The 23,228-nt window shown below is 74.0% G+C and carries 28 protein-coding genes; 10 read left to right on the top strand and 18 right to left on the bottom strand.

Features of this window, described 5'->3' with window-relative positions; all coding sequences use genetic code 11:
- The first annotated feature begins 94 nt into the window (after window positions 1-94).
- Both ACWCPN_RS28635 and ACWCPN_RS28630 read left to right on the top strand, forming a co-directional pair.
- Entirely contained in the window at window positions 95-700 is a 606-nt protein-coding gene (locus ACWCPN_RS28635) for a TetR/AcrR family transcriptional regulator (protein WP_451211685.1), read from the top strand.
- Window positions 701-780: 80 nt separating this feature from the next.
- Window positions 781-1,506, top strand: a complete 726-nt coding sequence (locus ACWCPN_RS28630) for a DUF2470 domain-containing protein (protein WP_451211682.1) — start codon at window positions 781-783, stop codon at window positions 1,504-1,506.
- Here ACWCPN_RS28630 and ACWCPN_RS28625 read toward each other — a convergent pair.
- The 4 genes from ACWCPN_RS28625 to ACWCPN_RS28610 form a co-directional block, all read right to left on the bottom strand.
- Window positions 1,474-2,730 carry a lactonase family protein gene (locus ACWCPN_RS28625; RefSeq protein WP_451211680.1) on the bottom strand — a complete coding sequence of 419 codons (1,257 nt, stop codon included), beginning with the start codon at window positions 2,728-2,730 and terminating at the stop codon, window positions 1,474-1,476. The genes ACWCPN_RS28630 and ACWCPN_RS28625 overlap by 33 nt on opposite strands.
- A gap of 111 nt (window positions 2,731-2,841) precedes the next feature.
- Window positions 2,842-3,918, bottom strand: a complete 1,077-nt coding sequence (locus ACWCPN_RS28620; RefSeq protein WP_451211677.1) for a hypothetical protein — start codon at window positions 3,916-3,918, stop codon at window positions 2,842-2,844.
- Window positions 3,919-3,964: 46 nt separating this feature from the next.
- On the bottom strand, window positions 3,965-5,218 hold the full coding sequence (locus ACWCPN_RS28615; protein WP_199213010.1) for an FUSC family protein: 1,254 nt from the start codon (window positions 5,216-5,218) through the stop codon (window positions 3,965-3,967).
- 94 nt (window positions 5,219-5,312) lie between these two features.
- Entirely contained in the window at window positions 5,313-5,807 is a 495-nt protein-coding gene (locus ACWCPN_RS28610) for an FBP domain-containing protein (protein ID WP_392403450.1), read from the bottom strand.
- Between the two features lie 252 nt (window positions 5,808-6,059).
- On the opposite strand from ACWCPN_RS28610, the gene ACWCPN_RS28605 reads away from it, so the two are divergent.
- Window positions 6,060-7,349, top strand: coding sequence for an ROK family transcriptional regulator (locus tag ACWCPN_RS28605; protein WP_199213012.1), 1,290 nt, complete (start codon window positions 6,060-6,062; stop codon window positions 7,347-7,349).
- A 147-nt stretch (window positions 7,350-7,496) separates the two neighbouring features.
- Here the strand turns inward: ACWCPN_RS28605 and ACWCPN_RS28600 are convergent, their stop codons facing one another.
- From ACWCPN_RS28600 to ACWCPN_RS28585, 4 genes are all read right to left on the bottom strand, one after another.
- Window positions 7,497-7,727: a hypothetical protein gene (locus ACWCPN_RS28600; protein WP_392295583.1), complete on the bottom strand. Its 231-nt coding sequence runs from the start codon at window positions 7,725-7,727 to the stop codon at window positions 7,497-7,499.
- A gap of 29 nt (window positions 7,728-7,756) precedes the next feature.
- Window positions 7,757-8,788: an SDR family oxidoreductase gene (locus ACWCPN_RS28595; RefSeq protein WP_451211673.1), complete on the bottom strand. Its 1,032-nt coding sequence runs from the start codon at window positions 8,786-8,788 to the stop codon at window positions 7,757-7,759.
- A gap of 292 nt (window positions 8,789-9,080) precedes the next feature.
- Window positions 9,081-9,749: an HAD family hydrolase gene (locus ACWCPN_RS28590; protein ID WP_392403451.1), complete on the bottom strand. Its 669-nt coding sequence runs from the start codon at window positions 9,747-9,749 to the stop codon at window positions 9,081-9,083.
- Window positions 9,750-9,789: 40 nt separating this feature from the next.
- Window positions 9,790-10,830: a PHP domain-containing protein gene (locus ACWCPN_RS28585; RefSeq protein ID WP_451211670.1), complete on the bottom strand. Its 1,041-nt coding sequence runs from the start codon at window positions 10,828-10,830 to the stop codon at window positions 9,790-9,792.
- A gap of 103 nt (window positions 10,831-10,933) precedes the next feature.
- Between ACWCPN_RS28585 and ACWCPN_RS28580 the strand changes: the two genes are divergently transcribed.
- Window positions 10,934-11,182, top strand: coding sequence for a hypothetical protein (locus ACWCPN_RS28580; protein ID WP_451211667.1), 249 nt, complete (start codon window positions 10,934-10,936; stop codon window positions 11,180-11,182).
- A 348-nt stretch (window positions 11,183-11,530) separates the two neighbouring features.
- Here ACWCPN_RS28580 and ACWCPN_RS28575 read toward each other — a convergent pair whose 3' ends face one another.
- The gene (locus ACWCPN_RS28575) at window positions 11,531-12,772 is read right to left on the bottom strand and encodes a ricin-type beta-trefoil lectin domain protein (RefSeq protein ID WP_199213018.1); all 1,242 of its coding nucleotides are present in this window, start codon (window positions 12,770-12,772) and stop codon (window positions 11,531-11,533) included.
- A 91-nt stretch (window positions 12,773-12,863) separates the two neighbouring features.
- Window positions 12,864-13,421, bottom strand: a complete 558-nt coding sequence (locus ACWCPN_RS28570; protein WP_451211664.1) for a VanZ family protein — start codon at window positions 13,419-13,421, stop codon at window positions 12,864-12,866.
- Between the two features lie 248 nt (window positions 13,422-13,669).
- On the opposite strand from ACWCPN_RS28570, the gene ACWCPN_RS28565 reads away from it, so the two are divergent.
- Window positions 13,670-13,963 (top strand): hypothetical protein, encoded by a 294-nt coding sequence (locus ACWCPN_RS28565; protein ID WP_451211661.1) that lies wholly within the window; start codon window positions 13,670-13,672, stop codon window positions 13,961-13,963.
- A 2-nt stretch (window positions 13,964-13,965) separates the two neighbouring features.
- On the opposite strand, the gene ACWCPN_RS28560 is transcribed toward ACWCPN_RS28565, so the two are convergent.
- Complete coding sequence (locus tag ACWCPN_RS28560; protein WP_199213023.1) at window positions 13,966-14,628, bottom strand: DUF4230 domain-containing protein; 663 nt, start codon at window positions 14,626-14,628, stop codon at window positions 13,966-13,968.
- 193 nt (window positions 14,629-14,821) lie between these two features.
- Here ACWCPN_RS28560 and ACWCPN_RS28555 point away from each other — a divergent pair, with 193 nt between their 5' ends.
- Entirely contained in the window at window positions 14,822-15,775 is a 954-nt protein-coding gene (locus ACWCPN_RS28555; protein WP_451211658.1) for a ribose-phosphate diphosphokinase, read from the top strand.
- A gap of 3 nt (window positions 15,776-15,778) precedes the next feature.
- Here ACWCPN_RS28555 and ACWCPN_RS28550 read toward each other — a convergent pair whose 3' ends face one another.
- A complete protein-coding gene (locus ACWCPN_RS28550; protein WP_451211655.1) occupies window positions 15,779-16,195 on the bottom strand; it encodes an anti-sigma factor antagonist in 417 nt (138 codons plus the stop codon).
- Between the two features lie 166 nt (window positions 16,196-16,361).
- Window positions 16,362-17,312, bottom strand: coding sequence for an NADP-dependent oxidoreductase (locus ACWCPN_RS28545; protein ID WP_365124917.1), 951 nt, complete (start codon window positions 17,310-17,312; stop codon window positions 16,362-16,364).
- 71 nt (window positions 17,313-17,383) lie between these two features.
- Between ACWCPN_RS28545 and ACWCPN_RS28540 the strand changes: the two genes are divergently transcribed.
- Window positions 17,384-18,340 (top strand): GlxA family transcriptional regulator, encoded by a 957-nt coding sequence (locus ACWCPN_RS28540; RefSeq protein ID WP_451211652.1) that lies wholly within the window; start codon window positions 17,384-17,386, stop codon window positions 18,338-18,340.
- Window positions 18,341-18,401: 61 nt separating this feature from the next.
- Window positions 18,402-19,247: a hypothetical protein gene (locus ACWCPN_RS28535; RefSeq protein ID WP_451211649.1), complete on the top strand. Its 846-nt coding sequence runs from the start codon at window positions 18,402-18,404 to the stop codon at window positions 19,245-19,247.
- Between the two features lie 4 nt (window positions 19,248-19,251).
- On the opposite strand, the gene ACWCPN_RS28530 is transcribed toward ACWCPN_RS28535, so the two are convergent.
- The 4 genes from ACWCPN_RS28530 to ACWCPN_RS28515 form a co-directional block, all read right to left on the bottom strand.
- Entirely contained in the window at window positions 19,252-19,815 is a 564-nt protein-coding gene (locus ACWCPN_RS28530; RefSeq protein WP_451211646.1) for a TetR/AcrR family transcriptional regulator, read from the bottom strand.
- Window positions 19,812-20,174, bottom strand: a complete 363-nt coding sequence (locus ACWCPN_RS28525; protein WP_451211643.1) for a DUF1304 domain-containing protein — start codon at window positions 20,172-20,174, stop codon at window positions 19,812-19,814. Before ACWCPN_RS28525 ends, ACWCPN_RS28530 begins: the two co-directional genes overlap by 4 nt.
- A 63-nt stretch (window positions 20,175-20,237) precedes the next feature.
- Window positions 20,238-21,017 carry a helix-turn-helix domain-containing protein gene (locus ACWCPN_RS28520; protein WP_451211640.1) on the bottom strand — a complete coding sequence of 260 codons (780 nt, stop codon included), beginning with the start codon at window positions 21,015-21,017 and terminating at the stop codon, window positions 20,238-20,240.
- Entirely contained in the window at window positions 20,962-21,465 is a 504-nt protein-coding gene (locus ACWCPN_RS28515; protein ID WP_451211637.1) for a hypothetical protein, read from the bottom strand. Before ACWCPN_RS28515 ends, ACWCPN_RS28520 begins: the two co-directional genes overlap by 56 nt.
- Window positions 21,466-21,675: 210 nt before the next feature.
- Here ACWCPN_RS28515 and ACWCPN_RS28510 point away from each other — a divergent pair, with 210 nt between their 5' ends.
- Complete coding sequence (locus ACWCPN_RS28510) at window positions 21,676-22,140, top strand: pyridoxamine 5'-phosphate oxidase family protein (protein ID WP_199213032.1); 465 nt, start codon at window positions 21,676-21,678, stop codon at window positions 22,138-22,140.
- 61 nt (window positions 22,141-22,201) lie between these two features.
- Window positions 22,202-22,594 carry a VOC family protein gene (locus ACWCPN_RS28505; protein WP_451211633.1) on the top strand — a complete coding sequence of 131 codons (393 nt, stop codon included), beginning with the start codon at window positions 22,202-22,204 and terminating at the stop codon, window positions 22,592-22,594.
- A gap of 157 nt (window positions 22,595-22,751) precedes the next feature.
- On the opposite strand, the gene ACWCPN_RS28500 is transcribed toward ACWCPN_RS28505, so the two are convergent.
- Entirely contained in the window at window positions 22,752-23,054 is a 303-nt protein-coding gene (locus ACWCPN_RS28500) for a DUF4235 domain-containing protein (RefSeq protein ID WP_199213034.1), read from the bottom strand.
- Window positions 23,055-23,228 lie beyond the last annotated feature (174 nt).

Raw genomic sequence — 23,228 nt, 5'->3', positions numbered from 1 at the left:
GGTTGAACCTGTGACGCCCGCGTGTTGTACGTGGGTTCAATAACGCGTTCCAGTGTGGTCCGCTTGTTGAACCGGCGTCAAGTAAAGTGACGGCATGCCCGCGAACCAGGGGGAACGCGCCCGGCGCAGACTCAGCACCGGGGAGCGCCGTGAGCAGTTGCTGTCGGTCGGCGCGAGGCTGTTCTCGGAGAGCCCGTACGACGAGGTGTGGATCGAGCAGGTCGCCGAGATCGCGGGAGTCTCCCGGGGGCTCCTCTACCACTACTTCCCGACCAAGCGGGACTTCTTCGCCGCGGTCGTGGAGCGCGAGAGCGAGCGGATGCTGCGCATGACGGCGGCCGTGCCCGGGGTGCCGGTGCGTGAACAGCTCCTCGCCAGCCTCGACACCTATCTCGCCTACGTCCAGGAGCACGCGCACGGTTTCCGTGCCTTCCACCGTGCCGACGCGGCCGGCGACCAGGCGGTGCGCCGCGTCTACCGGCGGGCCCTCGCCGCCCAGGAGCAGCAGATCCTGGCCGCGCTGGCGGTGGACCCCGAGTTCGGGCCGGCCTCCGAGGGCGCTCCCGGGGTGCGGCTCGCCGTGCGCGGCTGGCTCGCCTTCACCACGGCCGTCTGCCTGGAGTGGCTGCGGGACGGCGAGCCGGACCGGGAACAGGTCCGCGACCTGTGCGCCCGGGCACTCCTCGGAGTGATCGGCTGACCTGCCCCCGCCGGAGGCGTGGTTGGCGCGCGCCCGGATCTTCGATAGGTTAGGCAAGGCTTACCTAAGGAGGCATGGGCATGGGTGACACCCAGGACGGGGCGGCCGGACCCGGCACGGCTCAGCGGGCGCGGTCGGTGGCGGCGGCCGCGTGGTCGTGCGCGGTGACGGCGGACGGTGCCCGCGAGGAGTACGTGGGCGCGCACCGCCTGACCGGTGACGGCGGTGTGCTGCTGGACGTGCCCGAGGACAGCGCCCTGGTCGCGGCCGCGCTGTGCGCGCCGCGCGGAGAGCCGACGGCCGTGGTCGAGTTCGCCGACGCGGCACCGGTGCCGGTGCGCCGGCGGATCCGGTCCCGGCTCTGGCTGGCCGGCTGGTTCACCCCCGTCGGCGACTCGCTGCTCCTGCGGCCCACCCGCGTGGTGCTGTGGCAGCCGTCCGGTTCCGTACCCGTCGACCTCGACGAGTTCGCCGCCGCCCGGCCCGACCCGCTCACCGGAGCCGAGGCCCGGCTCCTGACGCATCTCGCCGACGCCCACCCGGACGCCGTCGAACGGCTCACCCGGCTCGTACGCCCCGAGAACCTGCACGCGGCGACCCGTGTGGTGCCGCTCGCCGTCGACCGGCACGGCCTCACCCTGCGCATCGAACGCGCCCGCACCCAGGGCGACGTACGACTGCCGTTCCACACCCCCGCCGACGACGTCTCCCAGCTCACCGAGCGGATGCACGCACTGCTGGCCCGGGCGAGCGCCGCCGCCTGCCCCCGCGCCCTACAGCGGCAGCGCGCAGACGGCGACCGGTGACGCGAACGGCTCGCCCGCCAGACGCAGCCCGCCGCTCGCCGCGTCCACGTGGAACACGCTGACCGTGCCCGAGCGCTGGTTCGCCGCGAACAGCAGCCGGCCGTCCGGCGAGAACGCGATCTGCCGCGGGAAGTCCCCGGCCACCGGCACCGTGCCGAGCAGCCGCAGCCGGGCCCCGGCGTCCTCGACGGCGTACCGCGCGACGCTGTTGTGGCCGCGGTTGGCGAGGAAGGCGAAGGAGCCGTCCGCGGTCACCAGGAACTGCGCCGGGTAGTTGGTGCCCCCGGACGAGCCCGTGGGCTGCGGGTCGCCGATCGTCAGGCGTCCGGTGGCCGGGTCGTAGCCGCAGACGGCCACCGTGTCGTCCACCTCGTTGGCCAGGTAGGCGTGGCGGCCGCCGGGGTGGAAGGTCAGATGGCGCGGACCCGCGCCCGGCCTGGTGCGCGCCCGGGCCACTTCGGTGAGCGTGCCCCGGTCCTGGTCGAGGCGGTAGCTGTAGACGGTGTCGGTACCGAGGTCGACGGCGAGCACATGGCCGCCGTCCGGAGCGGTGATGAACTGGTGCGCGTGCGGTCCCTGCCGGCCGGGGCCGGGCGCCGGGGTGCTGTGGGTGACCAGGGCGGTGCGCTCGCCGAGCGCGCCCGAGCCGTCGACGGGGTGCACGGCGACACTGCCCGACTGGTAGTCGGCGCTCAGCAGCCAGCGTCCGCCGGGGTGGACCGAGAGATGGCAGGGGGCCGCCCCGCCCGTGCTCCGCGCGCCCAGGACCTTCCGGTCGGCCAGGCGGACGGCCGTGACCGCGCCGTCCTCGCGCTCGTCGACCGCGTAGAGCGTGCGGCCGTCCGGGTGGACCGCGAGGTACGAGGGATCGGGAACGCCGGTGAGCGTCCCCTCGCCGGTGATCCGGCCGGTCGCCGGGTCGTACTCGGCCAGCCCGATGCCGGCGCCGCCGCCCTCCGCGGAGGTGTAGGTGCCCAGGTACAGCGGACGGGGGCGGTCCGGCCCGCGCGACGGCCGGACCGCCGTGCGCTCACCGGCCCGCGCGGAGGGCGGGGCCGGCGCGGCGGGGCCGGGTGGCTCGGCCGCCGTGACGGGCACCGCCACCACGGCGGCCGCGCCCGCCACCGCCCCCACGAACCGGCGTCTGCTCCAGCCCGTCCCCGCCTCCCGGTCCCGGCCGGGCGCGCCGGAGCCGCCGCGCACCGCCCGTTCCTCCTCGTCCATGCCGCACCTCAGGTCGTCGGTCGTCCCGCTGGTCCGGTCACCTTGGCGCGGGCCGGCCGGCGAAGGCAAGAACGGCGCCGGCCGTCGCGTATCGCGCAACCGGGTCCGCGTCTACCACTCACCGTCCTCGACCGGCTTGCCCGGCGCGTCCTTCAGCGGGGTCACCTGCCCGGGGGACGGCTGCTGCCAGGGGTCCAGGTCGTCGCCGAGCCAGTCGCCGACCGGCTTGACGCCCGTCAGCGTGCCGGTGGGGTCCAGGTCCTCGGCGTCCTCGTCGTAGTAGTCGTACCAGGGCAGTCCGGCCCGGGTGTACGCCGCCCGGTCCACCGGTGACGGCGGCGGCGCCTCGCCGGTGATGCGGCGCCACTCGGGCGGCGTGACCAGGTGGACGAAGACCCGCCCGGAGGGTGTCCCGGACCAGTCCTCGAGCCGCCGGTCGTCCCGGTAGACCTCCTGGCGCATCGAGCCGCCGACGCCCAGCCCCATCGCCGCCGCGCGCCCCGGGGGAGCGGCACCGGCCGGGGCGGCGGGCGGCGGAAGGGCCGCGCCGGGAGCGGCCGCCGCCATGGGGACGGGCCCGCCGCCGGGCGCGGGTGCGCCGTAGCCCCCGAACGGTCCGGCGGCCCTCAGCCGCTGCTGCCGCTCACGCTCCTCGCGCCGCCACTCGGCCAGCGCGTGGTCCTTCAGCCCGAACGCCTGGAGCTGCACACCGCCCCACACCTCCTCGCCGGTGACCTGGCCCTCCACCGTCGCGCCCAGACCGAGCGGCACGGCGACGAACTGCCGGACCGTGCCCTTGCCGGAGTTGATGCCGTCCAGCCAGGGCTGCCGGGGCAGCACGACGTAGTTCTGCGGCTTGCGGACCAGGTGGTCTCGCCAGGGCTTCCCGGACACGGCGCACACCTTGCCCACGCCCACCTGGAGGGCGGCCGGCTCCGTCGTACCGGTGAAACTCAGCCACATCGCCTCCCGCAGGTACACCGGCAGCATCACGCCACCGCGCCGGCGCCACTCCGGAGGAACCCGGTCGCCGAAGTCGGAGACCCGCCGCACCGGGAACTCGCCGAGCCCCGGCGGCAGCGGGTGCGTGCCCTTCTCGGGCAGCCTCAGGGTGCGGACGAACCGCACCGCCACGCCGCCGGGCAGCCTCAGCGTGTTCCCGTCGATCCGCACCTCGGTGCCGGTCATCGGTCCGCCCCCTCGCCTCGTGGTGCCGGCCCCGCCGCGGCACCTCTCACGGAGAACGCTCGCCGAACCCCGTACGGTTCCGCCACAGGTCCTCCTGCACACCGAGGCGCTCGCGCAGCCGGCTCATCCGCGGCAGCCGCGCCCGCTGCTCCCGGGACACCCGGTCCAGCTCCTCCAGCAGGCGGCGGGTGCGGTGCTCGGTGTCGAGCTCGGCGATGATCCGGTTCACCTCGGTCAGCACGGCCCCCATGAGCTGCCAGTTCTCCCAGTCCTTGCCGACCTTCTCCTGGAGCAGCTCGTCGAGCCGGTCGCGGGTGCCGGCCGCCGTGTGCAGCTCGGCGGTCAGCCGCGCCTCCGCGGACTCGGCGTTCTGGCTCAGATCGGTGGTCACGAGGACCGCGAAGCTGACGATCGCGTCGGCGATCTCGGAGAGCAGCTGCTCCACGGTGGCGCCGATCTCCTTCGGGAACAGGTCCTCGGAGCCCCGGGCCTTGGCCAGGTCCGTGATGGAACGGGCCAGCACCCGCAGCACCACCGTGCAGATCTCCAGCGTGTCCAGACCGGTGCGCAGCACCACCCGGTGCAGCAGCCCCTCCTTGACGCGCGGGTTGAGCCGCAGGCTGTCCTCCGCCTGCCGCAGCGAGGCGTCCACCTGGGCGATGTGCTGGTCGAGGCGGCGGGCCTCGTGCAGCCGTTCGGCGGCCAGTTCCCAGGAGACGCGGCCCGCGGCCTCCTCGCCCATGCGCAGCATCAGCTGGCGCACCCGGCGCGCCAGGTCCTCGATCGACTCGCCCGCCTTGTCCACCCACACCGGGGGTGGCAGCAGCAGGTTGCAGGCCATGCCCACGACCGCGCCGATCAGCGTCTCCACGATCCGTGCCCAGGCGGTGAAACCGACGGTGGTGACCCCGAGCACCAGCATGGCGCTGATCGCCACCTCGGCCACGTACTCGTCCACCCGGACCAGATGGCCCACGCCCAGCGAGGCCACGATCAGCAGCGCCAGACTCCACCAGGTAAGGCCCACCAGCAGGCTGAACGCGATGGCGACCAGCACCCCGGCGACCACCGAGTTCACCCGGCGGATGCCGTTGGTGAGGGTGGCGTAGAAGGTGACCTGGACGACCAGCAGGGCGGTCAGGGGGGAGGTCAGCGGGGCGGGTTCGGGACTCAGGCGCAGCGCGACCACGTAGGCGATCGTCGCCGCGGTGGCGGACCGCAGCGTCTGGACGACCACCGGCTCCCGGTAGCGCATCACCAGACGCTTCAGTGCCGCGTTCCACTCTCGTACGTCGTGCATCCCTTGGCCTGTTCCCGCTCCCCGGCCGGGCCGAACGTCCCCGATCGGGGAGGCGTCCGTCCGTGACGCCGGCCGGCCGCCGGACCGGGAGGTGTCAGTCGCGGATCCTGTCGAGGAAGGCGTACAGATTGCCCGTGGCACGGGCGATCTGCTCCTCCAGGGTCAGGCTCTCCTCGAACCGGCCCCCCGACTCCGGCACCTTCTTCCCGCGGACGTACAGCGAGCAGGCCAGGTCCGTGCACATGTACACCCCGACCGAGTTCCCCTCGCGGCCCGCCGGACCCGCCTTCCGCGCCGTCATCAGGGAGACCCCTCCGCCGGGATGCGTCGTCAGGCACACGGAACACAGGCTGCGGTGCAGAAGCCCGCGCCGTGCGGCCGGATAGCGCAGCGCGACCCCGACGAGTCCGTCCTCCCGCTCGGCGACCAGATAGCTCCGGTCGGGCGCCCCCGGATCCCGCCAGCCGAGGAAGTCCAGGTCGTCCCAGGGCCGTTCGCCCAGGTCCCGCGGCACGGCCAGCCGTTTGGCCTCGCCCTTGGAGCAGTTGACGAAGGAGGCGCGGATGTCCTGCTCGGAGAGCGCTCGCATGAAAGGGGTCCTTCCGGATTCCGTGTTCCGTGACGGGAACCTAGAGCCTCTAGGTTCACGGCTAGCCTATATAGCCAACGGAAGAGCCTGCCAATGAATTTCCGTACGCTGTTACCGCGAAGGGTGGGCGAGCGGTGACCCCTCGTGGCCGACCTGGTTAGCTCAGTACATGAAATAAGGGTTGTCGGAAAGTCGCGTTCCGGCTGGCCCGAGGGGTATGTTGCAGGTCGGGACAGGTACGGAGGGAGCCACATGGCGGGGCGGAACGGGCGGACCGTACGGGACCTCAGGCGGGGGAACCGCACGGCCCTGCTGCAACGGCTGTACTTCGACGGCCCGCTGAGCCGCTTCGAACTGGGCCCGGCGACGGGACTGAGTTCCGGCTCGGTCAGCAACGTGGTCGCGGACCTGGTCGCCGACGGCCTGGTCGAGGAGGCCGGCAGCGTCGACTCCGACGGCGGCCGCCCCCGTACGCTGCTGCGGGTCGCCCCGCACAGCGGCCAGATGATCGGCGTCGACGTCGGCGAGACCCGGGTCCGGGTCGAACTGTTCGATCTGGCGCTCACCGAACTGGCCCGCGCCGAACGCCCGCTGACCCAGGACGGCTACGACGTCGACGGGATCGTCGGCCACATCCGTGACGGCATCGCCGAGGTGCTCGCGGCCCCGAAGGCCGTGCCCGAGCGGCTGCTCGGCGTCGGCGTCGGCGTGCCCGGCATCGTCGAGCACACCGCCGACCGGGGCGCCGTCGTGCACGGGCAGACCATCGGCTGGGACGCGGTGCCGCTGGAGGAACTGCTCCGCTCCACCTCCCGGCTCCCGGACACCGTCCGCTACTTCATAGACAACGGGGCCAAGACCCTCGGCCAGGCCGAGATGTGGTTCGGCGCCGGGCGCGGCGCGCGCAACGCGGTGGTCGTGCTCTTCGGCTCCGGCGTCGGCGCCTGCCTGGTCACCCCGGAGGTGGAGCACGGACGGGCCGTCGAGTGGGGCCATCTGACGGTACGGGTGCGCGGGCGCCGCTGCCGGTGCGGTGCGCCGGGCTGCCTGGAGGCTTACGCGGGCGCCGAGTCGCTGCTCGCCCGGTGGCGCGAGGAGGGCGGGCGGCCGCCCGGGGACGCCGACGAGGAGACCGCGCTCACCGCGATGCTCGCCGCCGCCTATCCGCTGGACGGCGCCGACCCCGACCCGGTGGCGCTCGCGGTGCTGGAGGAGACCGCCGAGTACCTGGGCGCCGGACTGTCCGACCTGATCAACCTGTTCCAGCCAGAGCGGATCCTCATCGGCGGCTGGGCCGGCCTCCAGCTCGGCACCCGGTTCCTGCCCGCCGTGCGCCGCCACGCGGCGACCTACGCCCTGCGCCACCCGGCCGACAAGGTCACCATCGAACTCGGCCGGCTCGGCCCCGACGCGGTCACCGTGGGCGCCGCGATCCTGCCGCTCGCCGACTTCTTCGCCCGCGGCGGCCGCCGTGCCGAACCGGTCACGGAGGACCGCCATCCCGCCTGGCGGGCCGCCCTGGAGGAGCGGGCACCGCGCTAGGGGGGGGGTTCCCCGATCTTCGCGGGTCCGCGAAGATCGGGGAGACGCCCCCGCGGCCCGTCGCGGAGGTCCCGCCGCCCTGCCGGGGGAGCGGGATCGCCGCGACGGGCCGCGGGTTCTCGGGCCGTCCGTCCGTGGGTCGCGCCGTCAGGCGGAGGGCTCGTCCGGTTCCGGCTGTTCGTCGGTTCCGATGTCCTCGCCCGTCCGGGTCCCTCCGTCCGGTCCCGCCGTCCCCTCGGCCGTCTCCTCGCGGGGCGGTGGTTCCGGGGTGCCGTCCCAGGCGTCCGCACCGGGACCGGCCTGCTGGTCGGGAGGGTCCCGGGGGACGGGATGCTCCTCGTGCCCGGGCTCCGGCCCGGATTGCGGCTGTGTGCTCATGGGTCTCCTCCCCTCGTGCCGGCCGCGGTTCAGCCGACCTTCCTTCCGTGCATCGGTTCGGTCTCCATGCCGCCGCCCTGCTGCAGTCCGTCCAGGAACTCCCGCAGGACCTCCTCGGCCGTCCGGCGCGGGCGCCAGCCCAGCTCGTCGCGGGCCCGGGAGCAGTCCATCAGGGGCAGCCGCAGGACCGCGTCGAACAGGTGCGGGGAGGCCGGGACCAGTCGCAGCCCCCAGGCCGCGGCGAGCGCCGACCGGGCGGCGGCGCGGGGCAGCCGGACCGGCCGGGTGCCGAGCATCTCGCCCAGCAGCGAGGCGTCCACCGGAGGGTCGGCGGCGAGGTTGAAGGCGCCCCGGGCGGCCTCGGAATGCACCGCGAGCCGGTAGGCCTCGGCGGCGTCGTCGGTGTGCAGCACCTGCATGCGCAGCCCCGGTACGTCCGGCAGGAACGGCAGCATCTCGGGCCGGACCAGCGGGCCCGGCAGGAACCGGCCGCCGAAGATCCGCCGCTGCTCGCTCGCCGACTCCCGCTTGAACAGGAAGCCGGGCCGCATGCGGACCACCCGCACCTCGGGGTGGTCGCGCTCGAAGATGTCCAGGGTGCGTTCCAGGTACGCCTTCTCCCGGCAGTACGCGGCGTCCGGCCAGCCGTGCGTCGGCCACGACTCGTCCACCGCGTGGTCCTTCGGGCCCGGCGAGTAGGCGCCCACGGACGAGGCGTGCACCAGCACCGGCACCCGGGCCGCGGCGACCGCCTCGAAGACCCGGTTGCTGCCCAGCACATTGGTCCGCCAGGTGGTCGCCGGATCGTGCGTCGGCTGGAACGCCCAGGCCAGATGGACCACGGCGTCGGCGCCCTCGAACCGCTCGGCCAGGTTGGCCGTCTCGGAGGCGAGATCGACCGCCGACCACTCCGTCTTCGGCGGGGACCACACCGGCGTCCGGCGCGCGATGCCCCGGACCGACTTGATCCCGGGATCGTCCGACAGGACGCGCACCACACTGGTGCCGACATTGCCGGTGGCGCCCGTCACCACGACCCTGCTGCCCGCTGCGCTGGTCACCTTCGGCTCCTTCCGCGGAGACTTCGGCGGACCCGCCGGGTACCCGGCGGCCCGGCGCGCACACGGAGGCGGCACTGGAAAGCCCCGGCCGTGACGGGGGAGACACGGCCGGGGCGGCTTGTGGTGGGCGCGGACGGCGGTCGCCTCTCGGCGAGACGCTCCACAGGGCTTCAGCCGGACGATCGTCCCTGTGGGCAAAAGGTGAGGCCCGGGGACACTGTCCCGTCCGCACCCACGGCTGGTTCAACGGGCAACCACCTTGCCGTGTTCCGGCGGTCCACCATGACCTGAGTCACTTCGGGATACGGGCCAGCGGGCTGTCGGACAGCCGGTCCAGCAGGTCGGCGGGATCGTCGTAGACCTCCCCGGCCCCCGCCTCCTCCAGGTCGGCCCGCGGGATCCCCCCGCACAGCAGGCCCACGCAGCGCACCCCGGCCCCGGCGCCGGCCCGCATGTCCCACACGGTGTCCCCGACGAACACCGCCCGGGAGGCCGGCACCCCGGCCAGCTCCAGCGCGCGCTCCACCGGCTCCGGGGCCGGTTTGCCCTCCGCCACGTCCTCGGCGCTCGCGGTTCCCGCGATCGCCTCGTCCGCGTCGATCGCCCGGCGCAGCGCGCCCAGCTCGGCGCCGCTCGCGGAGGTGGCCAGCACCACCCGCCAGCCGTCGCCGTGCAGCCGCCGCAGCAGCTCACCGGCCTTCGGCAGGGCGTGCAGACGGTCGAAGTACTGGCCGTACAGGGCCTTGTGCGCGGCGCTCAGCGCGGCGTCCTGGTCCTCGTCCCGGCCGTCGCCGAGCAGATGCGCGATCAGATCCGTGGAACCGAGGCCCACGGCCCGGTGCACGGCGTGCATGGGCACGTCGTGCCCCGCCTGCCGGAAGGCCTCCCACCAGGTCACGACATGCAGATGATTGGTGTCGGCGAGCGTCCCGTCGACGTCGAACACGGCGGCGCGGTCCATCCAGGGTGTTCCTCTCTCTCGGCTCCCTCCGGGTACCACGTCAGGACCCGGCCACGCCCGCCGGTACGCGGCCCTCGCGCGTCCAGGCCAGCAGCTCGTCGGCCGGCCAGGTGTTCACCACCCGCCCGGCCGGCACCCCGCACTCCTCGGCGCGGGCGCAGCCGAGGATCTGCCAGTCGAGCTGACCGGGGGCGTGCGCGTCGGTGTCGACGGCGAACAGTGTCCCGGCGGCCACCGCGCGGCGCAGCAGCCGCCGGGGCGGGTCCAGCCGCTCGGGCCGGCTGTTGATCTCCACGGCCGTACCGGACTCGGCGCAGGCCGCGAACACCGCGTCCGCGTCGAACTCGGACTCCGGCCGGCCGCGCCCGGTGACCAGCCGGCCGGTGCAGTGACCGAGCACGTCCGCGTGCGGATCGCGGACCGCGGCCACCATCCGGCGGGTCATCGAGCGGGCGTCCATCCGCAGCTTGGAGTGGACCGACACCACCACGACGTCCAGCCGCTCCAGCAGCTCGGGCTCCTGGTCCAGCGACCCGTCCTCGAGGATGTCGCACTCGATACCGGTGAGCAGCCGGAACGGCGCCCACCGCGCGTTGAGCTCCGCCACCACCGCGAGCTGCTCGCGCAGCCGCTCGGGCGACAGCCCTCGGGCCACGGTCAGCCGGGGGGAGTGGTCGGTCAGCACCGTCCACTCATGACCCAGCCGGGCCGCGGTCAGTCCCATCTCCTCGATCGGGCTGCCGCCGTCCGACCAGTCCGAGTGCGTGTGGCAGTCCCCGCGCAGCAGCGCCCGCAGCTCCGCCCCGGGGCCGCCCGCGTACTCCGCGCCGGCCTCCTCCTCCAGCTTGCGCAGGTAGCCGGGCTCCTCCCCGGCCAGTGCCTCACGTGCCACCTGCGCGGTCTTCGGACCCACTCCCTTCAGCGCCTCCAGCGTCCCGGCCGCCGCCCGCTCGGCGATCTCCCCGTCCGGCAGCGCGGACAGCACCCGGGCCGCGGTGCGGAAGGCCTTGACCCGGTAGGTGGGGGCCAGCGACCGCTCCAGCAGGAAGGCGATCCGGTCCAGCGCCGCGACGGGATCCATGCGCGCACCTCCAGCTCGGTGAAGCCCCCGCCGGGTTCCCCGGTCTCCTGGACGGCGCACACGGATGAGCCGTCGGCCCGCGAGGCGTTCTACGCTCTATTGCATGACCGAACAAGGAGTTCCGCACATCTCCCACCCACGGATCCTGGTACTCGGTGTGTGCCCCGGCAGGCACGGCGGGCCGCCCTTCCGGATCATGGAGATCGACGGTGAGGTCATCGGTGAGGCCCGGACCCTCACCGACGTACTGGAGGCCGCCGCGTCCCACGGTCTGCCCATCCACGATCTGGACGACCCGGACTCCATCCGCTGGGTGGGCGGCGACAAGTACACCTGGACCCTGCACCACTGAGGACGCCGGCCCGCCGGGTGGCCGGCCGTTCACGGGCGCGCCTGCGCCCGAACCCGAGACGGGGCCGGGCCGCGGCGGGGGAGCGGCGGCGGCCGCGGCGACGGCCCCCGCTCACGGGAGCCGTACCAGCACGTGCGCGACAACCACATCCTTCGCGCCGCCACTTGGCCCGGAGGCCGCGCGCGCCCAGGATCCGCACCTGACCCCCGGCCGGGGCCACGCGGCCCGGTACGGCACGCCGTCGCCGTCGACGCGGACCGCCAGCGTCCGTCCCGGAGCCCGGCCACCACCTGAGCGGGGCCGTCGCGGAGATCCGGTCCCCCGCGACGGCCCCGGGCAGCCAAGCGGTCAGCCCACCGTCCACTTCTGGTTGGCGCCGCCGGTGCACGTCCAGATCTGCAGCCGGGTGCCGTTGGCCGAGTTGTTCCCGGACACGTCCAGGCACTTGTTCGCCTGCGGGTTGACGATGTCGCGGGCCGCCGGGAGGGCCCACTTCTGGGCGGGGCTGCCGTTGCAGTCCCACAGCTGGACGGGTGTGCCGTCGGCGGTGCCGCCGCTGGTGACGTCCAGGCACTTGCCGAGCGCCCGGATCGTGCCGTCCGAGCCCACCGTCCACTGCTGGGCCGCCGTGCCGTTGCAGTCGTAGAGCTGCACCGGGGTGCCGTTGGCGGAGTTCGCGGCGGCCACGTCCACGCACTTGCCCGCCAGGCCCCGGATCGGGACACCGGCCGCGCTGTCGCTCGTCGTCACCGACACCGAGTCGACCACCAGCTGCGCCGGGAACGGGGTGGAGCCGTCCGGGTCGCCCGGCCAGTAGCCGCCGACCGCCAGGTTCAGGATCAGGAAGAACGGCTTGTTGAACACCCAGGTCTTCCCGCCCAGGTCGGCGGGCGTGCGGCGCTGGTAGACGTTGCCGTCCACCGACCAGGTGATGGAGTCGGGCGCCCAGTCCACGGCGAAGGTGTGGAAGGCGTCCGCGAAGGCCTGGCCGCCCGGCAGGGTGTAGCCGGCGCCGATGCCGCCCGAGCCGGAGTAGCCGGGGCCGTGGATGGTGCCGTGCACCGTGGAGGGCTCGAAGCCGACGTTCTCCATCACGTCGATCTCGCCCGAGTCCGGCCAGTTCACCGGCGTGCCGAGCATCCAGAACGCGGGCCACATGCCCTGTCCCCGCGGGATCTTCATACGGGCCTCGACGTGGCCGTACTGCGCGTTGAACTTGCCCGAGGTGTTCAGCCGGGCCGAGGTGTACTGGCAACTGCCGTACCAGCACTGGTAGCCCGCCGGGTTCTCCTTCCGGGCCGTGATGACCAGGTGTCCCTGGCCGTCAAGGGCGGCGTTCTTCGTGCCGGAGGTGTAGTACTGGCGCTCGTGGTTGTTGACGTTGTCACCCGTCTCCAGCGTCCACTTCGAGGAGTCGACGCCCGCGCCGGCGGCCCCGTCGAAGGTGTCCGAGAAGGTGGAGACGGCCGCGGCGGACGCCGCGGCCGGGGCGGTGCTCTGCGCGCGGGCCGGGCCGACGGCGGCCGAGCCGACCAGCGCGGCGGACAGAGCGGCGAACAGACATCTGCGGAGCAGGCGTGGGGAGGGCATGACTCTCCGTTCGTGGGGGTGAGATGCCCTCTTGATTCAAGGTGTGAGATAAGAGCGGGTCAATACTCTGGTCCGGACCAGTTTCTGACGCTCACTCAGTTTCCGCCGGGTCCACCCGGCGGTGCACCGACCGTCCGAGCCGCCGTCCGAGCAGCAGCCAACCGAGCAGCGCGCCGGTGGTGTTGAGGATGACGTCATCGATGTCGAAGGCCCGCCCGGTGACCAGGGCGCCCTGGAACAGCTCGACCACCAGCATCACCAGGGCCGTGAGCACCAGGACCCGGAACATCCCCCGCGCGCGCGGCGCCAGGACCGGGACCAGCACTCCGAAGGGCACGCCGAGGAGCACGTTGCCGCCGATCTGCTTGACCGTGTCCCGCCACGGCGCGTACTCCAGATAGGCCGTCAGCGACCGCCCGGGGTGCAGATTGCTGTGCGTCAGCGAGACCGACGCCGGGGACGGTTCCAGAGTGAGCCGGGCCAGGACGACGGCGAACGCCACCATGAACGCGAAGGCGACCAGCATCGCCAGCAGCCGCCATGGGAGCGCGACCGCGTGCGGTGCGGCCGTGGGGCGGGTCGGCGCGGGCCGCTCCCGCTTCTTCGGCGCACGCAGCGCGGTGGGCAGGCGTAGCGCGGTCCGGGCCATTCGGTCACTCTCCTGGAATAGTCAACGTCCTCGATTAACTGCGCGGTTACCCCTGAACCGGCGCGGAATGCCGCCGCCCGGACGACGGTCGGACCACGCCGGCGGTTTCCGTTCACGCCTCCGGGGCACTCCGGCCCGGGACCCGCGCGCCGCCCGCCCTGCGGGACCCGGCGGTACTTGGATGCCCGAGCGGCGTATCGCCACGAAACGCCGCACAACACCCTGCCGGGCGGACCGAGGAGGCGGTGATGAGCGGGCGCACGGCACCGCGGGCCCGGTCCGTCAACGAGGCCGGCTCCGGCGGCGCCCACGCCGCCCCGCACCGGACGCTCGCCGGCGTCCTGCTGGGCCTGTTCTCCGCGCTGCTCGCCGTGGCCCTCGCCACGTCCGCGGTGGCCCGGCCGGGACGGATGGGCGCCCCCGACCGGGCCCTGCCCCTGCGCCGGCCGCAGCCGGGCCACGTCGGCGACCACGTGGCCCGGCTGCTGGTGGGCGCCACCGCGCTCGGGGTGCCGGCCCGGCCGGGACTGCTGGGCGGCTGAGGTCAGGCCCCGTAGGACACGTGCACCTCCTTGAACCCGAGGGAGCGCAGCAGCCCCTGCAGCATCTCGGTGGTGTTGGACTCGGCCCGCCCGGTCAGCCCGCTGTCCTTCGCGGCGTCGCCGATGTGCCGCACGGCGAGTTTCTGCACCGCCTGCTCGCCGTTGGGGTTGTCCGAGAACAGGTCGCCGAGCCGGTCGAGCAGACCGCGCTGCTTGGACACGGCGTAGGAGCGGTCCGGGTCCAGCGCCGGCCTGCCGAGCCGAGCGTGCGGCAGCCGGAGCGTGGCCGTCGTCCGGTCGCCGTTCACCGACACGTCCCGGTCCCCGACCGCGCCGAGGTCCACATAGGCGTCCACGGTGCCCGCGCCGACGTACAGGGTTCGGGTGCCGCGGATCGCGTCGGGCAGGAACTTCGCGTCCTTCTCCAGGTCCACGACCACCTGGAAGTTGCCGGAGGCGGCGTCGTAACGGCTCATGTCCTGGATGGACTTCAGGAGCGCGGGGCCGCTCCGGTCGTGCGTCTCGGTGCCGAACAGGTCCTTGATGCCCGGGAGTACGGCCAGCCGGATGCCCGCGAACAGCACCACCAGCACCAGCACGAACGCGGTCACCACCTTCGCCCAGCCGGGCATGCGCCGGGGCAGGCGTCTGGCGTCAGTCGTCATGGCGACCCTCCTTCCTGCTGACACTGATGCCCGCCAAACGCCCGGCCAGACCGTGAGGTTGGCCGGAAGGCGGCCCCCGGCGCGCGCCGGACCGCGGCCGGGCGGACGCGCCCGGGGCACCCTTGCCCCGGGCGGCGGAGCGCCGCCAGTAGCATGGCGGCGCAGCCCGTGATGATCATGCGAGGAGCGGATCGTGCGAGACATCGCCGTCTTCAGTGGCAGTGCCCATCCCGAGCTGGCCGAGGAGGTCTGCGCCCACCTCGGGGTGCCGCTCAGCCCGACCCGGGTCAGCAGGTTCGCCAACGACTGCCTGGAGGTGCAGCTCCAGGCCAACTGCCGGGAGCGGGACGTCTTCCTGATCCAGCCGCTGGTCCGGCCGGTGCAGGAGCACCTGGTGGAACTGCTGATGATGTGCGACGCCGCCCGGGGCGCGTCCGCGGCCCGGATCACCGTCGTCATGCCGCACTACTCCTACGCCCGGTCCGACAAGAAGGACGCGCCCCGCATCTCCCTCGGCGGGCGGCTGGTCGCCGACCTGCTGGTGGCCGCGGGCGCGGGCCGGATGCTCGCCATGACCCTGCACGCCCCCCAGGTGCACGGCTTCTTCTCGGTGCCGGTGGATCACCTGCACGCCCTGCGGGAACTGGCCGCGCACTTCGCGCGGTACGACCTGACGCGCACCACGGTCGTCTCCCCGGACCTCGGCAACGCCAAGGAGGCCGCCGCCTTCGCCCGGCTGATCGGCGCCCAGGTGGCGGCCGGCGCCAAGCAGCGGTTCGCGGACGACCGGGTGAGCATCAGCTCCGTCATCGGCGAGGTCACCGACCGGGACGTCATCGTGCTGGACGACGAGATCGCCAAGGGCAGCACGGTGCTCGAACTCCTCCAGAAGCTGCGTGAGATGGGGCCGCGCTCGATCCGGGTGGCGTGCACGCACGGGCTGTTCGCGGCCGGCGCCCTCAAGCGGCTGAGCGAGCAGCCGGACGTGCTGGAGATCGTCTGCACCAACACCGTGCCGGTCCCGGCGGACGAGCACACCGACAAGCTCCGGGTCCTGTCGATCGCGCCCGCCCTCGCCGAGGCCGTGCGCCGTATCCACAACGGCGAGTCCGTCAGCGCCCTCTTCGAGGAGCCGCGCGGCACCTGACGCTCACAGGGAGCCGGACGAGGCCTCGGACTGCTCCAGGGCGGCTTCGAGCGTCGGCTGCGGCGGCAGCAGCCGGGACAGGCCGGTGACCCGCAGCACCCGGAGGGTGAGCGGATGGGCGCACACCAGGTGCAGCCGTCCGCCCCGCTCCAGCACCCGGCCGCGCGCCCGGTACAGCAGGCGCAGCCCGGAGCAGTCGAAGAAGTCGACGGCGCGCAGGTCGATCACGATCCGGGCGCCGGGCAGGCCGGTCGCCCGGTCCAGCGCGGGGACGATCTCGGCCGCCGCCGCGATGTCGATCTCACCGCGGAACTCCAGCACGGTGTGTCCGCGGTCCTCACGCACGCGCAGATGCCGGGTGCGTGGTGTGGGCTCCTGTCGCACGACGGCACCACCTCCCACCCGCGCCCGGAAAAGCATGACCCTCGACCGTCAAGTTACCCTCGATAGAAGGAATTTGAGCATGTTCGATTGACATATGTCTTCGGGTTTCACGCGTGTCGGCCCGTGGTATGGGTGACAAGGCGGCGGCGGCGCGGGAGCGCGGGCCCGCCCGGGCCGGGCCCGCGCCCGCCCTCCGCCCAGGTCAGTCCACCAGCAGGACCAGCTTGCCCGTCGTCCGGCCGGTGTCACCCAGCTCGTGCGCCTTGGCGGCGTCCGAGAGCGCGAAGGTCCCCGCGATCGTGGCGCGCAGCCGGCCCGACTCCGCCAGCTCCGCCACGGTGTTCATCCCGGACCGGTCGGCGTCCACCAGCATGCGCACCGCCCTCACCCCGAGCCGCTCGGCCTCGTCGTGGAACTCCCGTGAGCCGACCGGCAGGATCGACACCACGACGCCGCCCGGCCGCAGCACCCGCAGCGACCGCACGGAGGTGTCCCCGCCGAGGGTGTCCAGGACGACGTCGACGTCCCGCACCGCCTCGGTGAAGTCGGTGGAGCGGTAGTCGACCGCCTCGTCGACGCCCAACTCCCTCAGGAAGTCGTGCTTCCCGGCGCTCGCGGTACCGATCACGTACGCGCCGCGCTCCTTGGCGATCTGCACGGCCACGTGCCCCACCCCGCCGGCCGCGGCGTGGATCAGCACCCGCTGCCCGGGCCGTACGTCGGCGTGCTCGGTCAGGGCCTGCCAGGCGGTCAGCGACACCAGCGGGAGCGCGCCCGCCTGGACGTGGTCGAGCGAGGACGGCTTGTGGGTCAGGGCGCGGGCCGGGGCGGTGACGTACTCGGCGTGCGAGCCGTGGCCGAAGGGGTAGGGCAGCATCCCGAAGACCTCGTCACCGGGCCGGAAGGCGGCCACGCCGATCCCGGTCTCCGCCACCTCGCCGGAGACGTCCCAGCCGAGGACGAACGGCGGCTCGCCCAGGAAGCCGCCGGTCGCCCGGTGCTTCCAGTCGGTGGGGTTGACCCCGGCGGCCCGCACCCGGACCAGCACCTCGTTGGGCCGCGGCACGGGCCGCTCCACCCGTACCTCCTTCAGGACCTCGGGACCGCCGAGGACGTCCTGGCCGATGGCGCGCATCGTGTTCACATCGCTCATGGTCACCCAGCCTGCCGGGCGGCGGGCGTCCGGAAAATGGCACGATGGCCAAGCTCCGATAGGATCGTGCCATGCGCGGCACAATGAGCCCGGAGCGGGTGGCGGTCCTGGCCCTCGACGGCGTCTACCCCTTCGAACTGGGCATCCCGAGCCGGATCCTCGGCGCCGCCGACGGCCGATACGAGGTGCTGACCTGCAGCGTCGACGGTCAGCCGGTGCGCAGCAGCGCGGACTTCACGATCGGCGTGGAACACGGCCCCGAGCTGCTGGAGACGGCGGACACGGTGGTCGTCCCCTCCGTGCTCCCCGCCCGCCTCCCCACCGGGCTGCCGGAGGCCGTCGCCGCCGCCCTCGCCCGGATCCGCCCCGACGCGCGGATCGTCTCCATATGCACCGCCGCCTTCGTGCTGGCCGAGGCCGGGCTCCTCGACGGCCGCCGGGCCACCACCCACTGGCACCTCGCCGACCTGTTCCGCCGCAGGTACCCGCGGGTCGAGCTGGACCCGGACGTGCTGTTCGTCGAGGACGGCCGGATCCTGACCTCGGCCGGGGCCGCCGCCGGCGTCGACGTCTGCCTGCACCTGGTCCGCAGCGACCACGGCAGTGCCCTGGCCAACTTCGTCGCCCGCTGCTGTGTCGTCCCGCCGTTCCGGGAGGGCGGCCAGGCCCAGTACATCGAGCGGCCGGTCCCCGAGAACGGCTCCTCCGGCACGGCCGCCACCCGGGCCTGGGCCCTGGAACGGCTCGCCGAGCCGCTCACCCTGGCCGAGCTCGCCCAGCACGCCCGGATGAGCCTGCGCACCTTCGCCCGCCGCTTCAACGACGAGGTCGGGGTCAGCCCCGGCCGCTGGCTCATCCAGCAGCGCGTCGGGCGCGCCCGGCACCTGCTGGAGTCGAGCGACCTGCCGGTGGACCGGATCGCCGCCGAGGTCGGCTTCGCCACCGGCGCCTCCCTGCGCCAGCACCTGCACGCCTCCATCGGGGTCTCCCCGCAGGCCTACCGGCGGACGTTCCAGAGCGCCCGCTGAACGTTCCGAGCCCGCTCGCCGTCCAAGGACGGAGAGCGGCAGACGGGAACAGGGGTGGGACATGCGCGCGGGACTCGTGACGGTGGCGGTGCTGACGGCGGCGGCGCTGGTGGGGTGCGACGACGGCACCGGGGTACGGGTGGTGGTCCGCGGCACGCCCCCGGCCGCCCCGTACGCCGGGCCGCTGCACGTCGCCACCCGGAGCGCCGACGAGTCCGGTCCGCGCGCGCTGCGGCAGGCCTCCGGAGCGGCCGGCCGGGCACTGGAGTGCGACGGGGAGATCTACGACGGCGGCGGGCCCGACGGCTGGAGCAGGGCGGATGGCGGTGACACGCCCGAGGACGGGCTGAAGCTCTGGTTCGAGATGTTCGAGCCGGTACAGCCAGCCGAGGGCTACCGCGTGGAGCGCGCGGAGGCGGACCGGGTGCTGTACTCCTTCGACGTCCACGGGCGCACGAAGGTGGCCGTCGTGGTGGCCCGGGACCAGCCGGGACGCCCGGGCTGGGGCCCGGAGACCCACGCCTCCTGCGATCCCGCCGAACTGCCCGCGCGCTACACGGACGCCGAGGGGCTGGAGGTGTGGACGGACCGCGCCGGCCGCCGCGTCCCGGTGCGCAGGCTCAGCAGTTCGGCCGGACCGGAGCACTGCGACTGGCAGTCGGCCCGATTCCTCGGCCTGGACGGGCGCACCTACGCCCGTGACCCCGACGGCGTGCTCGGCCGGGACGGTCTGCTCCGGGCGCCGTACCGCGCGCGGGTGCGGATGCCGGCGACGGCCCGTGACACCGGGTATCACTACCGCGGACTGCGGCTGTGGCTCACCGGCGACCGGGACACCGTGTACGTCCGGACGGCCGCCGGAACGGAGGCCTGGCCGGAGGTGGGACGGGGCGTCGGCTGCAAGTGAGGGCTCAGCGGCTGCGGTGCAGCGCGACCAGCAACTGCCAGACCTGACCGGCCATCTCCTCCGGCGTCCCGGACAGCAGCCCGTGCAGCCAGTCCGCGAGCACACCGGCGAACGTCGCGGCCACCGCCGAGGCGATCAGCGGAGCGTCCGCGGCACCCGCCAGCTCGCGCTCTGCGAGACTGCGGGCCCGCAGGTCCCGGTGCAGCACCCGGCCGAGCGGCCCGCCGCCGCCCGGTGACAGCAGGGAGCGGTACAGGGCCGCGTGCGGGGCGAGGCCCGCGAAGAACTCCCGCAGCGCCGGCGGGGCGTGGACCGGATCGGGCCTGCCCCGCCAGGCGTGCAGCGCGTCCACCGCCTCCCGTACGACGTCCGCGCAGGCGTCGACCGCGAGCGCCTCCAGCCCGTCGTAGTGCACGTAGAACGTCGCCCGGCCCACCCCGGCCCGGCGCACCAGCGCGGCCACGCCCACCTCGGCCAGGGGGCGCTCGGCGCACTCCTCGAGCAGGGCGGCGCGCAGCCGCGCGCGGGTACGGGCCGCCCGCGGGTCCTCCTGGGGTGCCCGGCTCACCGGGCGGCGAGCACGGCCGCGAGGGCGACCGCGCCGGGCAGCGCCTGGGCGAACAGGATGCGGCGGTTGGCCGTGACGGCGCCGAACAGGCCCGCCACCACCACGCACGACAGGAAGAACACCCGCGCCCCGAACCCCGTCGCACCGGACGCGACGAGCCCCCACACCAGGCCGGCCGCCAGGAAGCCGTTGTAAAGGCCCTGGTTGGCGGCGAGCGGAGCGGTGGCCCGGGCCAGGTCCGGGTCGAATCCGTGCAGGTGCCGCCCGGGCCGCCGCTGCCACAGGAACATCTCCAGCACCAGGATGTACACGTGCAGCGCGGCCACCAGGCCGACCAGCACGTTCGCCACGAGTTCCACGACCGGGGACCTCCTCTACTTCTTGGACAGGCGTCCAGGATAGCGGGACATCCGTCCAGGAAGTCACTCAGGGGCCAAGGCGCCGCCGCGCAGCTCGCGGGCCCGCAGCGCGAGCTGCATCTCGAAGCGCGCCTCCGGGTCGTGCAGCAACTCGCCGAACAGTGTGTCGAGCTGGCGCATCCGGTACCGGACGGTCTGCGGGTGCACCGCGAGACGGGCGGCCACCTCGGCGACGCCCCGGCCGGACGCCAGCAGGGCCAGCAGGGTCTCCGCAAGTCGCTCCCGCTGGGGCGGGCGCACCTGCTCCAGCGGGCGCAGCCGGTGTTCGGCCATCGCGTCCAGCAGGGCGTCGTCGCGCAGGAGCAGCAGTGCCGGCAGGTGGTCCTGGCAGCGCACCACGCCACCGGCCGGGTCCGCTGCGGCCAGCACCCCGCGCCGTACCAGGCCGAGGGCCTCCGTCGCCCAGCGCAGCGATCTCGCCCCGTCGTGCAGCCCCACCGGCGGCCCCATCGCGGCGGGCAGCCCCCGCAGCGCCCCGGCCACCGCGCGCGCCCGGCCGGGGCCCTCCGGATCGGGCACCACCACCAGCGCGGGCTGCAGGTCGAACCGGGTGAGGAACTCCGGCGGCACGATCGGAGCCGCGCCGGGGCCCGGGTCCACGGCCACCACCGCCACCGCCCGCGGCACCGTCCAGCGCGCGGCGTGCGCCAGATCGGCGATCGCGCCCGCCGGGGCCGGTGGATCGGCGGTCAGCAGATCCACCAACCGGGCCCGGCGCTGCTGGAGTTCACCGGCCGCGTGCAGCCGGGCCTCGGTGTAGGCCGCGGTCGCGGCGGCCGCCATCTCGTCCAGGTGCAGGAACAGCGCCTCGCCGAAGGCGCCCAGTACGTCGCGGGGCAGCAGCCCCCCCGTCCACCAGCGCGTTGACCCGGCGCCAGGTCACCCGGGCGCCGAGCCGCAGCGCCGACTGGAACGAGTCGAGGCTGCGGCCCTCCTCGGCCTCCCCGCGGCCGATGCGTTCGTAGGTCTCCTTGACCGGCTGCCAGTCGGTGTCCGGCTGCGACATCCGCTCCAGCAGCCCGCGCAGCGCGTGGTCCACGCCCCGGTGCACGCCCTGCATGTACGTGTCGTCCATCGGACGCGCGTACTCGGCTATCTGGGTCCCGATGGCGCGGACGACCTCCTCGGTGATCTCGGCTGCGTACGGTCTCAGGCGGTCGGGGAGTCCAGGGGGCAACGCCTTGAACGGGCCGCCCGTGTCGACACCCACCGCCGCGGCTCTCTTGGGCACGGCGGTGACGATACCCGCGAGTAACCCGCACGGGCTCATCACCGGGCAACAGTTGTGGGGGCCATTTCTGCGCGCAGGTGACAGACGTCCCCGCGGACGGTGGCCCGGACACGCCTTGATCACCTCCGTGCGCGGACGGACGGCGGACGGTCACACTTGACGGCGTCCGCACGTCGTACCAGCGAGAACCGATGCCGAGGAGGCACGACCATGACCCCGCCGCCCGCCCGCACCGCCGCACAGCGCAAGAAGGACACCCTCCACCGGCTGGAGCACGACGTGGACGCCTGGGTGGCCACCGCCGGCGCGGACGGCGGCGCCCCCTACCTCGTCCCGCTCTCCTTCGTCTGGGACGGCACCGCCCTGCTGATCGCCACCCCGGCCGAGAGCCCCACCGGGCGCAACCTCGCGGCGACCGGGCGCGCCAGGCTGGGTATCGGGCCGACCCGCGACGTCGTCATCGTCGAGGGCACCGTGCGGGCCGTGACCCCCGAGGACCTGCCGGAGGAGGACGCCGAGGTGTTCGCCGGGAAGACCGGCTTCGACCCGCGCCGGCTCGCCACCCGCTACCTGTACTTCACCGTGCTCCCGCGGCGCGTCCAGGCCTGGCGCGAGGAGAACGAGCTGGAGGGACGGGAGTTGATGCGTGACGGAGCGTGGCTGGCCGCCGACTGAATCGGCGGGACGGGGATATCAGCAGGGGGTCGGAGAAGAACGGAACCCCCCGGGAGGAAACATGCCCCTCGTGACCGCGGGCGTCGTGGTGCTGGACTGTGCCGAGCCGGAGAAACTCGCCGAGTTCTACCGGCAGTTGCTGGACGGAGAGCAGACGCACGCGTCCGCCAACCTGGTGGAGATCCGGGGCGGCGACGGCCTCCGGCTCGCCTTCCGCCGGGACGCCAACGCGACCCCGCCGAGCTGGCCGCGCCCGGAGAACTCCCTGCAGGCCCATCTGGAGTTCCTGGTGGCCGACCTGGACGAGGCGGAGCGCCGGGTGGTGGGGCTGGGCGGCCGTCCGATCGAGGCGAGGGACCTGGCGGGGACGTTCGAGGAACGCGGCTGCGCCGACCCCGCCGGACACTCCTTCACGCTGCGCCTGGTGCCGTCGCCCGCACCCAAGCAGGGATGACGGATCCCGAGCAGGGACGACGGATCCGGGGACGTCCGTCCGGGCCGGGCCCCGTGAGCCCGGCCCGGACCGGCGGGCCCCAGGGGGTGTCTCCCCGATCTTCGTGGATCAGGCCGCACCGGGCGTCGCGGACCCGCGAAGACCGGGGAGACGCCCCTTAGTCCCGGCCGCCCTTGTCCTTGGCCGGCCACACGCCCGTGGTGCGCTCGATGGCCTTGGCCCCGGTGCGGTCCACGGCGCTGCGCACCACCGCGAAGATGGCGCCCTGGACCGCGGCCGCGAGCAGGATCTCGCCCCAGCCGCGGTCCGGGTCCAGCGCGTCGGGCGCGTCCTCCTCGTGCCGGAACGCCATCCACGCCTTGCGGAAGGCCATCCCCGCCAGGGCTCCGCCCGCCCAGCTCAGCACGAACCCGACCGGCTGGTAGACGACCGGAAGCTTCTTCTTCTTTGTCTTCGCCATGGAGAACTCCTTCCTCGTCAAACGGTCCTCATGCGGGGCGTCCTCACGCCGCCACTCATTCGCCCGGGGACGGCCGGCCGTCCCCGGGCGTCGGCGGTGATCCGCTCGTCGACGTGGCTCCTGGACCGGCTGAACGTCCTGTGTCCGCAGGCGCTGTTGCCGTCGCCGCCCATC

The organism is Streptomyces sp. NPDC002386 (assembly GCF_053593175.1).
Note: the sequence above shows the minus strand (reverse complement) of the source record. Positions and strands in the feature narration are given on the sequence as shown.

Excerpts from the sequence above, each read along its gene's own strand:
- ACWCPN_RS28635 (WP_451211685.1), top strand. The coding sequence starts at position 95 with ATGCCCGCGAACCAGGGGGAACGCGCCCGGCGCAGACTCAGCACCGGG.
- ACWCPN_RS28630 (WP_451211682.1), top strand. The coding sequence starts at position 781 with ATGGGTGACACCCAGGACGGGGCGGCCGGACCCGGCACGGCTCAGCGG.
- ACWCPN_RS28625 (WP_451211680.1), bottom strand. The coding sequence starts at position 2,730 with ATGGACGAGGAGGAACGGGCGGTGCGCGGCGGCTCCGGCGCGCCCGGC.
- ACWCPN_RS28620 (WP_451211677.1), bottom strand. The coding sequence starts at position 3,918 with ATGACCGGCACCGAGGTGCGGATCGACGGGAACACGCTGAGGCTGCCC.
- ACWCPN_RS28615 (WP_199213010.1), bottom strand. The coding sequence starts at position 5,218 with ATGCACGACGTACGAGAGTGGAACGCGGCACTGAAGCGTCTGGTGATG.
- ACWCPN_RS28610 (WP_392403450.1), bottom strand. The coding sequence starts at position 5,807 with ATGCGAGCGCTCTCCGAGCAGGACATCCGCGCCTCCTTCGTCAACTGC.
- ACWCPN_RS28605 (WP_199213012.1), top strand. The coding sequence starts at position 6,060 with ATGGCGGGGCGGAACGGGCGGACCGTACGGGACCTCAGGCGGGGGAAC.
- ACWCPN_RS28600 (WP_392295583.1), bottom strand. The coding sequence starts at position 7,727 with ATGAGCACACAGCCGCAATCCGGGCCGGAGCCCGGGCACGAGGAGCAT.
- ACWCPN_RS28590 (WP_392403451.1), bottom strand. The coding sequence starts at position 9,749 with ATGGACCGCGCCGCCGTGTTCGACGTCGACGGGACGCTCGCCGACACC.
- ACWCPN_RS28585 (WP_451211670.1), bottom strand. The coding sequence starts at position 10,830 with ATGGATCCCGTCGCGGCGCTGGACCGGATCGCCTTCCTGCTGGAGCGG.
- ACWCPN_RS28580 (WP_451211667.1), top strand. The coding sequence starts at position 10,934 with ATGACCGAACAAGGAGTTCCGCACATCTCCCACCCACGGATCCTGGTA.
- ACWCPN_RS28575 (WP_199213018.1), bottom strand. The coding sequence starts at position 12,772 with ATGCCCTCCCCACGCCTGCTCCGCAGATGTCTGTTCGCCGCTCTGTCC.
- ACWCPN_RS28570 (WP_451211664.1), bottom strand. The coding sequence starts at position 13,421 with ATGGCCCGGACCGCGCTACGCCTGCCCACCGCGCTGCGTGCGCCGAAG.
- ACWCPN_RS28565 (WP_451211661.1), top strand. The coding sequence starts at position 13,670 with ATGAGCGGGCGCACGGCACCGCGGGCCCGGTCCGTCAACGAGGCCGGC.
- ACWCPN_RS28560 (WP_199213023.1), bottom strand. The coding sequence starts at position 14,628 with ATGACGACTGACGCCAGACGCCTGCCCCGGCGCATGCCCGGCTGGGCG.
- ACWCPN_RS28550 (WP_451211655.1), bottom strand. The coding sequence starts at position 16,195 with ATGCTTTTCCGGGCGCGGGTGGGAGGTGGTGCCGTCGTGCGACAGGAG.
- ACWCPN_RS28545 (WP_365124917.1), bottom strand. The coding sequence starts at position 17,312 with ATGAGCGATGTGAACACGATGCGCGCCATCGGCCAGGACGTCCTCGGC.
- ACWCPN_RS28540 (WP_451211652.1), top strand. The coding sequence starts at position 17,384 with ATGCGCGGCACAATGAGCCCGGAGCGGGTGGCGGTCCTGGCCCTCGAC.
- ACWCPN_RS28535 (WP_451211649.1), top strand. The coding sequence starts at position 18,402 with ATGCGCGCGGGACTCGTGACGGTGGCGGTGCTGACGGCGGCGGCGCTG.
- ACWCPN_RS28520 (WP_451211640.1), bottom strand. The coding sequence starts at position 21,017 with ATGGCGGCCGCCGCGACCGCGGCCTACACCGAGGCCCGGCTGCACGCG.
- ACWCPN_RS28510 (WP_199213032.1), top strand. The coding sequence starts at position 21,676 with ATGACCCCGCCGCCCGCCCGCACCGCCGCACAGCGCAAGAAGGACACC.
- ACWCPN_RS28505 (WP_451211633.1), top strand. The coding sequence starts at position 22,202 with ATGCCCCTCGTGACCGCGGGCGTCGTGGTGCTGGACTGTGCCGAGCCG.
- ACWCPN_RS28500 (WP_199213034.1), bottom strand. The coding sequence starts at position 23,054 with ATGGCGAAGACAAAGAAGAAGAAGCTTCCGGTCGTCTACCAGCCGGTC.